Origin of the sequence: Vibrio sp. 1167 (assembly GCF_033340375.1) — a bacterium.
In the GTDB taxonomy this organism is placed as follows: domain Bacteria; phylum Pseudomonadota; class Gammaproteobacteria; order Enterobacterales; family Vibrionaceae; genus Vibrio; species Vibrio alginolyticus.
Window position 1 is genome coordinate 513693 of sequence record NZ_JAWOWK010000002.1, and the last position, 12471, is coordinate 526163.

Consider the following 12471-nt stretch of genomic DNA (forward strand, 5'->3'; position numbering starts at 1 on the left):
TTTTGTTTTTCAGTTTGTACTTTTGCATAGTCTAAACAGACGATTTAAGTAAGTTCCTATGTGGCGATACACATAAGCCAGCAGAATGGTCTGCTGGCTTAATGTTACTGATTAACTAACGTTAACTTAGTTTACTTAAACTTGCTGATTTCTTGTTCAACTTTGTCTAGTTGCTGCAGCTTCTCTTGCATTTTTAGAGAGTCGTAGTTTAGTGAAGCAGGGTTCATCGCTGTGCCACGTTGCATTGGGTATTCTGGAAGTGTTTTAAAGAACTCTCCCACAACGTCTTGAACAGGTACAAATAGCCACATGTTGTCAGCCATCCAACGCAAGTACATTTGTGATTCGCTTGGGCCTTTTTCGAATGGGTCAGCGCGTAGGTGGATGATTTTAGGCCAGTTCGGAGCAAAACGAACTGCGTTACTTAGGTTCCCTTCAAGCGTTGCAAAGTGAAGTTTCCAGTCATTCCAGCGGACAGCGTTTAATTCACCATTAGACGTAAAGTAAAGCAGCGACTCACGAGGGCCTTTTTCTTCCTTACCTTCAAAGTATGGCATGAAGTTATAACCATCTAAATGTACACGCCACTCTTTGCCATTTGCTTTGTAGCCTTCTGCCAGTTTTTCTTTTACATCAGGTACGCCAGCAGCTGCCAATAATGTAGGCAACCAGTCTTGGTGTGCCATCATTTCATTGATCTTGGTTCCTGGCTTAATGACGCCTGGCCAACGAACCAGTTGAGGAACACGCATACCGCCTTCCCAAGTTGTACCTTTTTCACCATGGAATGGTGTTGCGCCACCATCTGGCCAAGTCATGGTTTCTGCGCCGTTGTCCGTTGAGTAGATAACGATAGTGTTGTCTGCAACACCTAGCTCATCCAGCTTGTCGAGTAAAACACCTACATGATCATCATGTTCCAGCATACCATCGGCATAAATGCTTACACCTGATTTACCTTGGTATTTTTCCTGCAAGCGAGTCCAAACGTGCATACGAGTGGCGTTATGCCAAATAAAGAAGGGTTTATCCGCCTTAACTGCTTTTTCCATAAATGCCAAAGAGCTCTCTAGGAACTCTTCATCTGCGTGCTCCATACGTTTTCGTGTCATCGGGCCAGTGTCTTCAATCTTACCGTCGGCATAAGACTTAATGACACCACGAGGGCCATAGTTTTTACGAAACTCTGGGTCTTTAGGGTAGTAATAAGTTTCAGGTTCTTCTTCTGCGTTTAGGTGATATAAGTTACCGAAGAATTCGTCAAAGCCGTGTTTTGTCGGTAAGTGCTTATCTTGGTCACCTAAGTGGTTTTTACCAAATTGACCCGTCATGTAACCTTGTTCTTTTAACAGATCTGCAATGGTTGGCGCCCAATCAGGTATGCCGTGGTCAGAGCCTGGCATACCAATTGTTAACAAACCCGTACGAAATGGCTCTTCACCCGTAATAAAGGCCGCGCGACCAGCAGTACAAGACTGTTGTCCGTAGTGATCTGTGAACAATGCACCTTCATTCGCGATACGGTCGATGTTTGGCGTTTTGTAACTCATCATACCTTGGTTGTATGCGCTGATATTCCAGTAGCCGATATCGTCACCAAAAATTGCCAGAATATTCGGTTTGTCGGCTGCCATAGCAGCACTGGACGCCGCTAACAGTCCTGCGCCCACAGCGATTTTGCTCAATTGATTTGCCATAAAAACTCCAGATTGTTGAGAGTAAAGATAAGCACAAGTGAGCCTTATGCTTAGTTGCTGCATAAGTTAATGATGTATATAGAAAAATCCTCTTATACTCGATATAACCATAAGTTATTGCTAGGTTGTAACTATTTGTTAATTAAGAAGAAATAGGATTGTTCTGTTAGTTTGTAGAGATTCGTAAAGTAGATTTAGATCACTTAAGAGCCTTATTTTTATTGCGTAGTAGAAGAGGGGATGGAAATGAAAAACAATAGGATGCTCGCTTGTTTTACGGTCCTAAAGCAATACTAAAGTCGTTATGTATTGCTTGTAATTATTTGTATAACCAGTGATTTAGTGTCTATATTGATTTAGGTTGTACATTATAAATATAAGGATATCTATGAGTCAGTGGGCAGGCCGGTTTCGCATTTTATTGCTGGTCAACGTTGTTGTCAGTTTTATGGCTTTTTCTCAAGAGTTATTAACAGAGAAACCAAATATTCCTTCAGGCTTAAATCCGGAATATGCTGGCACACAAGCTTGTATAGATTGCCACCAAAACGAGGTAGCGGCCTGGAAAGGGTCACATCACGATATGGCCATGAAGCATGCAAGTACAACCTCTGTACGTGGTGATTTTGATAACCATGTTGTAACGCACAAAGGAATGCCTAATCGTTTTTTTAAAAAAGGCGACGAATTTTGGGTCAATATTCAAGGTGCTGACGGGCAATGGCATGACTATAAGATCAGCTATACATTTGGCTGGGAGCCATTACAGCAGTACATGGTCGAGTTTGAAGATGGCCGCGTGCAGCTTATTCCTTTTGCTTGGGACACAAGAGCTAAAGTTGAAGGGGGACAGCGTTGGTTTCATCTTTATCCAGAAACGACAACAACGGATGAATTCTATTGGACCAATACCGGGCAAAATTGGAACTTCATGTGTGCTGATTGCCATTCAACGAACCTAAAGAAGAATTACGACGCTGACAAAAACACTTACAACAGCTCATGGTCAGAGATTAATGTGGGATGCGAAGCATGCCATGGTCCCGCTAGTCAGCACATAGAACTGGCCAAGAAATACAAAAATGCTGGCACTTCTTTTGAGCATGACAGCCATTATGGCTTTGATCGAAATTTGTCTAAAGCAGTGTCGGATTGGGTGTTTGAGGAAGGCCATAGTACGTTACAGCCGAAATCAATTGAAGCAACCAATCAAGTGCAAACATGCGCTCAATGCCATAGTCGCCGAACCCAGTTAAATGAAACAGGTGATCATGTTAAAGGTTCCTTTTTTGATAAATATCGCTTAAGTCTTATAACACCTGAACTCTACTATCATGATGGACAGATTTACGACGAAGATTATGTTTATGGTTCGTTTCTTCAATCTGAAATGGCGGAGAAAGGGGTCACGTGCACTAATTGCCATGATCCACACACGGCAGAGTTAACGATCCCAGAAGAGGCAGTATGTTCGCAATGCCATATTGCATCGGAATATACACCTGAAAAGCATACCTTTCATAAGGTTGGATCTGAAGCATCGCAATGTACGACTTGTCACATGCCAGAAACAACTTACATGCAAGTCGATCCTCGTAGAGACCACAGTTGGCATATTCCACGACCGGATTTGAGCAAACATATTGGAACGCCCAATGTTTGCATGTCATGCCATGAAGATAAAAGCAATCAATGGGCCGATGAACAGATAGCAGAATGGTACCCGAATTCGAAGTATCGTAATCAACAACATTTTGCTGTCGCATTTTATGCGGATTCAATTGGTCATCAAGGAGCAGCAAATGCGTTGGCATACTCTGCTCAGGATTCGTCTTTAAAAGACATTATTCGCGCCTCAGCCCTGGAGAGAATGGGGGGCAACACTGACCAAAATACAACAGTATCTTTGGCTAGGGCCGTTAAGAATGAGAATGAAATGGTTCGATTAGGGGCAATTTCAGGCTCGTCTGGTTATGAATTTCATGATCGGTGGCGGATTCTAGAGCCATTGCTTGGTGACCCGGTGCTTTCAGTGAGAGCGGAAGCTGCCTCGGTGCTGGTAGCGAACTACGCACAAATGACCCCTTTACAAAAAGATATCATTAAATCGCCTTTAGAAGAGTACATGGAAATTCAAGAGTTTAATGCCGATCGTGGTTTCGGAAGAACCAATTTGGCGAATGTGTACCGCAGCTTAGGTGAAATCGACAAAGCGGCCGAGCTGTATAAACAAGCGATCAGCATCGAACCCTATTTCGAAAATAGCTACGTTAATCTAGCAGATTTGTATCGTCACCTAGGTAAAGAAGAAGCTGCGCTCACGGTGCTACAACAAGGGATGAAAGCTCAACCTAAATCCAGCACATTACCATACAGCGCAGGTCTTTCTTTGTTACGTCAAGGCAAAGCCGATGATGCGAAAAAGCTACTTAGACGCGCCGCAGAAGTTGGTGAAACTAATGCGCATTATTGGTACGTGTACGGTCTAGCTTTAGAAAAAAGCGATGTTCTAGAAGCCAGTAAAGCGTTGCATACAGCATTTGAAGTCGGTGGCAATCCACAACACTTGTTTGCTCAATGCGAGGTTCTAGCGAGAAATCATAAAAAAGGTGCTGTCGCTTTTGCTTTCGATAGGTGCATACAAGAGCTTAGTCACTATGCACCTAAGCAAGCTATTGATCAGCTTAAAGCCTCTATTGTTGGGGTCAATAGGAGCTAATTACCAAAAGTGGAGCTTTTATCGCTCCACTTTTTTCTTACTTAGTTTAATCAGCGTCTTTCGCTAATCTCAGCCCCATATCGGACATGATGACTGACTGGCTAGCAAAATCGCGACGATAGTTTTCGGATTCGTCAGCATCATAGGCAAAGCTACCACCTCGTACAGACTTGTGTGCCAGGCTTTCTTTTTCATCTTTTGCGTTTACCGGATTATCACTTGGTGCTGATTTGTAATAGCCTTCATCAAACGCATCAATAACAAACTCACCAACATTACCCGTCATATCGTATAAGCCAAGCTCATTCGGTTTTTTCTGACCTACCTTGTGTGCCTTATTGTTTGAGTTACTGGCATACCAGGCAACGTCGTTAATATCATCAGACCCCGCGTAAGTGAATCCTTGACTTAGATTCCCCCCTTTCGCTGCAAACTCCCATTCTGCTTCGGTGGGTAAACGATAGTGCTCTCCCGTTTTTTTATTCAATTTCTTTATAAAATAATTGGCTTGTTGCCAGCTAATGTTATTCACGGGCGTATTTGGGTTTCTAAAATAACTCAGAGAAGAGCCTGTAACCGATTCGAATAACTCTTGGGTTACCTCAAATTTTGCCAAATAGAAATCATCCACGCGAACGGTGCGAGCCGGGCGCTCGGATTTATTTGCTGATGGATTATCCGAGCCCATCGTAAATTGTCCGCTTTCAATAAGAACCATATCTTGATCGATTTTTTGAGCAAGAGGGCTAGGTTGTGTTGTTGCACATCCAGTCATAATTAGCGAAATCGAAATAGTGGCACCAAGGTAAAGAGTATTACTTTTGGAATGCTTCATAGGGGAGCTCCATCAACATTTATAATCAAAAAATTTTATCAGGCAAGTCTATGAAAAACAGTTATACACACTATAACAAGCGCCACGAATAATTGAACATTATCATCACACTAGGCGATTAACTTAATGATTAGTCTTAACGTCGTTGGGCACAGGCTAGCAACTAAGAAGGTGATGAATGCACATAACTCAAGGTCCGCAGTTCAATGGAAAAGCATCCAAGCGATTACATGTCATGGCGAAACCTATCGGTGCAGTGTGCAATATCGATTGCACCTATTGTTACTACCTAAGCAAACAAGATTTACTTGAGTACAAGCCAGGCTGCTCACCAGTCATGGATGAGGAAACGCTCGAGACCTATATCCGTCAATATATAGCGGGACAAAATACACCTGAAATTATTTTCTCTTGGCAGGGGGGTGAGCCGACAATGCTAGGTTTGGATTATTTCAAGACAATTGTTGAGCTACAGAATAAATACCGTCCCGATGGCATTACGATCTCCAATGATCTCCAGACTAATGGCACACTGCTTAACGATGAATGGTGTGAGTTTTTAAAGGCGAACAACTTTCTCGTCGGTTTAAGCATTGATGGCCCAGAAATGATGCACAACGCTTACCGAACAAACCGAGCTGGTAGAGGCACATTCCGGCAAGTTATGAATGCGGTTGAATTATTACATAAGCACGAAGTAAAGTTTGCTACGCTCACTTGTGTTAACAACTTGACCGGCCGTAACCCACTTGAAGTGTACCGATTCTTGCGAGATGAAGTACGCTCCCCTCAAATGCAGTTTATTCCAATAGTTGAACAGAAAACATTCAGAACAACCGCCCCTCAAACTTGGGAGCCAAAAGAGCAACTAAAGCAAGGAGATAAACGGTTGATCCCAGGTCATAAAGATGCCGTTGTTGAGCCTTTTTGCGTTGCGGATGAAGCATGGGGAAATTTTCTGATCGCGATTTTCAATGAATGGGTTTTACACGATATCGGCAACGTGTTTGTGCAGTACTTTGAAGCTAGTATCGAAACCTGGATGGGCAGAAAAAACCCACTGTGTACGTTAGGTGAAATCTGCGGGAAGGGCTTAGCAATGGAGCCTAATGGTGATGTGTTTGCGTGTGATCATTACGTGTACCCAGAATATAAGGTTGGAAACATTCATCACGAAAAGCTCGATACGCTCGCTTATAGCTCTGAGCAGCAGAAATTTGGGTTTGCTAAAAGTCGTACGCTGCCCCAACAGTGCCTTCAATGTGATTATCAATTTGCATGTTTTGGAGAATGTCCCAAAAACCGTTTTATCCGTACTAGGCAAGGTGAGCCTGGTCTTAATTATCTCTGCGCGGGTTGGAAGAAGTTTTTTACCCATGTTGATCAGTCGATGGCGTACATCTTACGAGCGACAGGTAACCCAGTGGTTCACGGTAAATACAGTGACCAGATTCTACGCCAGCAAGCTACTCAAACACAGACTGTGTTTGAAACGAAGTTTTAAGATAGTCACTACGCCTGCTACAGGCCCGGAAATAAAAGAATATAGGTTATTGAATGCAAAAAATTAAGCTGCTCTCTAAATCATTACTCGTGATCTCGATCGGCATTGCTGCGAGTCAAACAGCAGTGGCACAAGAAACAACATTGCTAGACCCAGACCAGGTATCGCCGACAACGGTTGTCACTCCACAAGAAGCTCAAATGACACCGGCGCAACGAGTCGAAAAGCTGTCTTATGATGCGCAAAATAAAAAGTTGTCTTCAGAAAAACGTATTGATGCTTTACGTGAGTTAGCCAACTATCCAAGCCAAAATGCATTGGTTGCAGTTGCGCGTGGGTTGCAGGATGAAGATGCAGGTATTCGCGAAGCTGCGATTGTGGGAGCACAGCCATATATGATTGAGCACCGTTGGCGTTTGATTTCACCATTATTGAGTGATGACGCCGCCATGGTGCGAATTACAGCAGCGATTAACCTCGTTCGAGATTACGCCAATTTGAGTTCAGAGCAACAGCAGTCACTTGAAGGGCCTGTTTCAGAGCTGACAGCACACTTGTCCAGTAAGAACGATAATGTTTCCAAGTTATTACTTGCAGACGTTTACCGTTGGCATCGTGATTGGGATAAAGCGGCGCTGATATACCCAGAGTTAACTAAGCTTGAGCCAAACAACCCTCAAGTTTGGTTAAGCTATGCAGACAACTTCCGAGCGCAACAGCTAGACCAAAAAGCTATCAACGTGCTTGACGAGGGTATCAAGCTAAATTCAGAAGATGCCTCGCTGCATTATTCTAAATCTCTCGCTTTGGTTAGATTAGACAAAAAGAAAGAAGCGGCGTTTGAAATAGACAAAGCTGCGACGATGGCAAAGACGAACAGTTACTTTTGGTATTTAAATGGTGTTCTGCAAGAAGAGTTAGACTTGAAGAAGTCTGTCAACGCTTTTGAGCAAGCGTATTTGATATCCGGTGCTCCAGAACAATTGTATGCCGTGTGTGACATCTATGTTAGATACGGCAACCCTAAAACGGATGACTGTTTAACAGAGCTAACGAAGGTCGCTCCCGACTATGTTATTGAAGAGCTCAATCAGAAAAAGGGACGTAAAAGTGCCCCTACATCAGTTGAAGCCAATGAATTTAAACTCTAATCGTTAAATTCCATGTTTCTATTTTAATAAAATAGTGGATTAGATTGGTGACATTGTCACTTTCTGGTGGCCGTTGCATATTTCAGTTCAATATGCGCCTGTTTCAATTGAACTATACTTTTGATTGGATTCGCACCTAGCACCTCAATATAAGGAATTAAGATGGCTATAAAGTTAAAGGCGATTGTCTTAGCAACAGGTTTTGCTCTGTCTAGTTACGCTGTTGCTGCTGATATGCAAGATCCACTTCCGTCATGGAACAACACTGACGCTAAGCAAGCTATTGTGGCGTTTGTTACGAAAACAACGACCCAAGGTTCGGATTCCTATGTGCCTGAAAGCCAACGAATCGCGACGTTTGATAATGATGGAACACTTTGGGCAGAAAAGCCTGTTTATCTACAGTTGTTTTTTGCGATCGATAGAGTAAAAGAAATGGCCTCTGAGCATCCTGATTGGAAGACAACCGAACCCTTTGCTTCCGCATTAAAAGGCGACATGGAGGGGATTGGTAAACAAGGACTCGAAGGTGTAATGAAGCTTGTTATGGCAACCCATTCTGGAATGTCTACTGAACAGTTTCATCAAGAAGTTAAGGAATGGTTGAAAACGGCTGTCCATCCAACAACGGGTAGACCATACACTGAAATGGTCTATCAACCTATGCTCGAACTGCTCGACTATTTAAGAGCGAACGACTATCAGACCTACATCGTTTCTGGAGGCGGAATTGAATTTATGCGCGTTTGGGCGCCGGAAGTATACGGCATTCCAACGCAAAACATCGTGGGAACGACGTTAAAGGCGGAATATCAAAGTGTTGATGGAAAACCTACCATCCAACGTATGCCGGAAATAGACTTTGTCAATGACAAAGCAGTAAAGCCTGTGACGATCCAAAACTTCATTGGCAAACGTCCGGTAATGGCGTTTGGTAATTCTGATGGTGATTTACAGATGTTAGAGTGGACGAAAGCAGGTTCAGGTCCAAGATTTTCTGCGATTATCCATCACACGGATGACAAGCGCGAATGGGCGTATGATAAAGATTCTCATGTTGGTAAGTTAGATAAATCGTTTAAAGTAGGTGAAGAGCAAGGTTGGCTATTTGTCGATATGAAACAAGATTGGAATCAAGTGTTTAAAGAGAGCACTAAATGATAATCTTTGTTTGACCATAACTTGCTGCAACCAAACAATTGCAACGAAATAAAAGGCCTCACAATTGAGGCCTTAGTTAATTCCACAGTAGCTTCGATACCTAGGGTCTAGTTTCTAGGTTGCTGTGTCATTGTTTCTACCACTTTTTCAATACTTAACGAGCTACCTTTCGTTGCAGGGAACTCCTTAAATGTCTCTAGGAACTTACGCACGATAGCTTGAGCAGGAACGAACATCCACATTTGATCAGCGTAAAAATGTCTGACGTAAAGTGCTGCATCTGGACCGACCTCGAATGGGTCCATACGAAGGTTTACAATCAAAGGCCAACTAGGTGTTTTGCGGTATGCCTCATTAATGGCACCCTCCATAATACTGAAGTGGATCTTCCAGTCTTTATAACGAACGGCGTTTAAATTACCACCAGCATCGAAGTAAAAGATTTCTTTGCGTGCGCCTTCATCAGCTTTACCAGTCAGCAGATCAAGTTGGTTGTAGCCATCTAAATGTGCTTTAAAGGTTTTGCCCGCTGCTTTATGACCCTTCAATAGTTTTTCTTTCACATCTGGTTCGCCCACAGCTGCGAGTAGAGTTGGCATCCAGTCTTCTTGTGAAAAGATATCGTTGATAACCGTTCCTGGTTTAATGTTTCCAGGCCAGCGTACCATCATCGGAACGCGGAATCCGCCTTCCCAAGTCGTACCTTTTTCGCCCTTGAACGGTGTAGTACCACCATCTGGCCAGGTAAATTTCTCAGCGCCATTATCGGTACTAAAAACAACAATGGTGTTATCTGCTACGCCTAGCTCTTCAAGTTTATCAAGCATCACACCTACTTGATCATCTAGGTCCATCATGCCATCGGCGTATAAGCCGTAACCTGACTTCCCTTGATATTCTTCACTCAAATGTGTCCAGACGTGCATACGGGTTGAGTTATGCCAAATAAAGAATGGTTTGTCTTCTTTTACTGCTTTTTCCATAAAGGCCAAGCTAGCATCCATGAACTCTCGGTCTACGTTTTCCATACGCTTACGAGTAAGGGGACCTGTGTCCTCGATTTTGCCATCCGCAGTCGCCTTCAACACGCCTCGAGGTCCGAATTTTTTACGAAACTCTGGATCTTTTGGATAAAACTCAGACTCAGGCTCTTCTTCCGCGTTTAAATGGTATAGGTTACCAAAGAACTCATCAAACCCATGGTTAGTTGGTAGGTGCTCATCTTGATCACCAAGGTGGTTTTTACCAAACTGACCAGACACATAGCCGTGATTTTTAAGTAACTCTGCGATAGTAGGATCTTTCGATTGAATACCCTCTTTTGCGCCGGGCATACCAATAGTCAATAGACCGGTACGAAACGGATGTTGACCCAGAATAAATGAGGCTCGTCCGGCAGTACAACTCTGTTGTGCGTAAGCGTCTGTGAAAATGGCACCTTCATTGGCGATTTTATCAATGTTAGGAGTCTTCCCTCCCATCATACCATTGTGATACGCACTAATGTTGTATACACCTACATCGTCACCCCAGAACACAAGGATGTTGGGCTTATCGGCAGCAAAGGCTGTGGACGCAGCTAATGTACCGACCAATGCCATTACCTTTTTAATCGAGTTTCGCATGAAAATCCTCCGCGATAAATGAATCCATTATCGTTATATAACGTTACTAATTGTGTTCATCATGGCGAAGTCGAGTGAGATGACACCAAATGAGACAATGTAGTCAGTTGAATATAGTAGAGGTTTTTTGTTGCTTCCAAGTAATCCCTGCTTTTCAAAAATGTTAACTAACATGGACTAGACTTTAGTGTGTTTTAAGTGTGATAAGACGCACTTACAGGATTGAATTTCAATGAAAGGCGACACTATGAAAAATAAAATAGCAACTATCCTGTTTCTATGTATCCCGTTAGAAGTGGTTGCGGAAGAGACACCAAATGTCGTGGTAATGTTGGTTGATAACCTTGGGTGGGGGGAACTAAGTTCCTATGGGAGTACCAGAGGTGTTGAAACTAAAAACTTAGATCAACTTGCTAGAGAAGGTGTACGCCTTACTAATTTTAATGTGGAACCGCAATGCACGCCAACTCGCTCCTCATTCATGACGGGGAGGCGAGCGCTTAGATCTGGGACAGATAAGGTTGTTTGGGGAGTGCCTTACGGTATGGTGAACTGGGAAATAACCATTGCAGAGAAGTTTAAGGAACAAGGATATAACACGAGCCTTTACGGGAAATGGCATTTGGGAGACCAAAAAGGGCGCTTTCCAACGGATCAAGGCTTTGATGAATGGTATGGCATTGCAAATACGACGGATGAGTCAGAATATAGCTCTCAACCCGGTTATAAAGCTATATTACCTAAACCTCAAATCCTTTCAGCTAGAGCAGGGCAGGACCCTAAAGGGGTCAAAGAATATAATTTGGACTCACGTAGAACGATTGACAGTGAGCTAGTTGAACATGCCACAGATTTTATAAATCGAAATGTGAAAGAGAATAAGCCATTTTTCTCTGTAATTACTTTTACTCAACCACATTTACCGACGCTACCTCATCCTGATTTTATTGGTAAAACAGGCAAAGGAAATTACTCAGATGTGTTAGCTGAGATAGATTTTCGAGCTGGGCAAGTTATTGGTGCAATAGAAAAAGCAGGAATTAAAGACAATACACTAGTGATTTGGTTTTCTGACAACGGTCCAGAGTGGCATATGCCATACCAAGGCTCTAGCGGGCCATGGCGTGGTGCGTACTTTACGGCTCTTGAAGGGTCTCTCCGAACACCATTTATTGCCTCTTGGCCTAACCACATCAAACCGGGTAGAGTGAGTGATGAAATTATCCATGTTGTGGATCTATTTGCCTCACTTTCCCATGTCGGTGGATACAAATTACCAAGCGATAGAACAATAGATAGTATTGATCAGTGGGCCTTTTTAAAGGGAGATAGTGAAAAGTCTAATCGAGATGGTTTCATCGTTAACAATGGATCTGAAACCTACGCTTATAAGTGGGAAAATTACAAGATGCACTTTATTGATCAAGATATCATGCCGGAGAAAGGGCGCCCATTACAGATCCCTGAAATATACAATTTGATTGATGACCCTAAAGAGGAGTTTGATTTAAGAAATAATGCCACATGGTTATTTCCTATCATGATAGGAAAGAGAGTAAAGTTTGAATCTTCCGTTTCAACAAGCTGCGATACGATTCCTTTCCCTGCTCCATTTGGATATGAGCCCGATTGTAGCAAGGGGAATTTCAATCAATTTCCAGTGGATGGGTTACGCCAGAAGTAGTTTACCCCAATGGCTCTTTCTCGCATACATGAGGTATGTTTTTGGTTCAATATCTCATTAGAGCCATTTAGGGCCATGTTTTTTCTAGTTTCATT

General features: G+C 42.9%; 8 protein-coding genes. 5 read left to right on the plus strand and 3 right to left on the minus strand.

What is annotated here, in order from left to right:
• Positions 1–131: 131 nt before the first annotated feature.
• On the minus strand, positions 132–1697 hold the full coding sequence (locus tag R7Z78_RS05700) for an arylsulfatase (RefSeq protein ID WP_005377767.1): 1566 nt from the start codon (positions 1695–1697) through the stop codon (positions 132–134).
• Between the two features lie 388 nt (positions 1698–2085).
• Here R7Z78_RS05700 and R7Z78_RS05705 point away from each other — a divergent pair, with 388 nt between their 5' ends.
• Positions 2086–4416, plus strand: coding sequence for a tetratricopeptide repeat protein (locus tag R7Z78_RS05705; RefSeq protein ID WP_169644486.1), 2331 nt, complete (start codon positions 2086–2088; stop codon positions 4414–4416).
• A 46-nt stretch (positions 4417–4462) separates the two neighbouring features.
• On the opposite strand, the gene R7Z78_RS05710 is transcribed toward R7Z78_RS05705, so the two are convergent.
• Complete coding sequence (locus tag R7Z78_RS05710) at positions 4463–5191, minus strand: formylglycine-generating enzyme family protein (protein ID WP_373924807.1); 729 nt, start codon at positions 5189–5191, stop codon at positions 4463–4465.
• Positions 5192–5429: 238 nt separating this feature from the next.
• Between R7Z78_RS05710 and R7Z78_RS05715 the strand changes: the two genes are divergently transcribed.
• From R7Z78_RS05715 to R7Z78_RS05725, 3 genes are all read left to right on the plus strand, one after another.
• Entirely contained in the window at positions 5430–6755 is a 1326-nt protein-coding gene (locus tag R7Z78_RS05715) for an anaerobic sulfatase maturase (protein ID WP_169644487.1), read from the plus strand.
• A 53-nt stretch (positions 6756–6808) separates the two neighbouring features.
• Positions 6809–7906 carry a hypothetical protein gene (locus R7Z78_RS05720; protein ID WP_065274487.1) on the plus strand — a complete coding sequence of 366 codons (1098 nt, stop codon included), beginning with the start codon at positions 6809–6811 and terminating at the stop codon, positions 7904–7906.
• A 162-nt stretch (positions 7907–8068) separates the two neighbouring features.
• Positions 8069–9067, plus strand: coding sequence for an HAD family hydrolase (locus R7Z78_RS05725; protein WP_054579698.1), 999 nt, complete (start codon positions 8069–8071; stop codon positions 9065–9067).
• A gap of 107 nt (positions 9068–9174) precedes the next feature.
• On the opposite strand, the gene R7Z78_RS05730 is transcribed toward R7Z78_RS05725, so the two are convergent.
• Complete coding sequence (locus R7Z78_RS05730; protein ID WP_005377761.1) at positions 9175–10692, minus strand: arylsulfatase; 1518 nt, start codon at positions 10690–10692, stop codon at positions 9175–9177.
• A gap of 247 nt (positions 10693–10939) precedes the next feature.
• Between R7Z78_RS05730 and R7Z78_RS05735 the strand changes: the two genes are divergently transcribed.
• Positions 10940–12376 carry an arylsulfatase gene (locus tag R7Z78_RS05735; RefSeq protein ID WP_225452467.1) on the plus strand — a complete coding sequence of 479 codons (1437 nt, stop codon included), beginning with the start codon at positions 10940–10942 and terminating at the stop codon, positions 12374–12376.
• Positions 12377–12471: the final 95 nt, after the last annotated feature.

Excerpts from the sequence above, each read along its gene's own strand:
- R7Z78_RS05700 (WP_005377767.1), bottom strand. The coding sequence starts at position 1,697 with ATGGCAAATCAATTGAGCAAAATCGCTGTGGGCGCAGGACTGTTAGCG.
- R7Z78_RS05705 (WP_169644486.1), top strand. The coding sequence starts at position 2,086 with ATGAGTCAGTGGGCAGGCCGGTTTCGCATTTTATTGCTGGTCAACGTT.
- R7Z78_RS05710 (WP_373924807.1), bottom strand. The coding sequence starts at position 5,191 with ATGACTGGATGTGCAACAACACAACCTAGCCCTCTTGCTCAAAAAATC.
- R7Z78_RS05715 (WP_169644487.1), top strand. The coding sequence starts at position 5,430 with ATGCACATAACTCAAGGTCCGCAGTTCAATGGAAAAGCATCCAAGCGA.
- R7Z78_RS05720 (WP_065274487.1), top strand. The coding sequence starts at position 6,809 with ATGCAAAAAATTAAGCTGCTCTCTAAATCATTACTCGTGATCTCGATC.
- R7Z78_RS05725 (WP_054579698.1), top strand. The coding sequence starts at position 8,069 with ATGGCTATAAAGTTAAAGGCGATTGTCTTAGCAACAGGTTTTGCTCTG.
- R7Z78_RS05730 (WP_005377761.1), bottom strand. The coding sequence starts at position 10,692 with ATGCGAAACTCGATTAAAAAGGTAATGGCATTGGTCGGTACATTAGCT.
- R7Z78_RS05735 (WP_225452467.1), top strand. The coding sequence starts at position 10,940 with ATGAAAAATAAAATAGCAACTATCCTGTTTCTATGTATCCCGTTAGAA.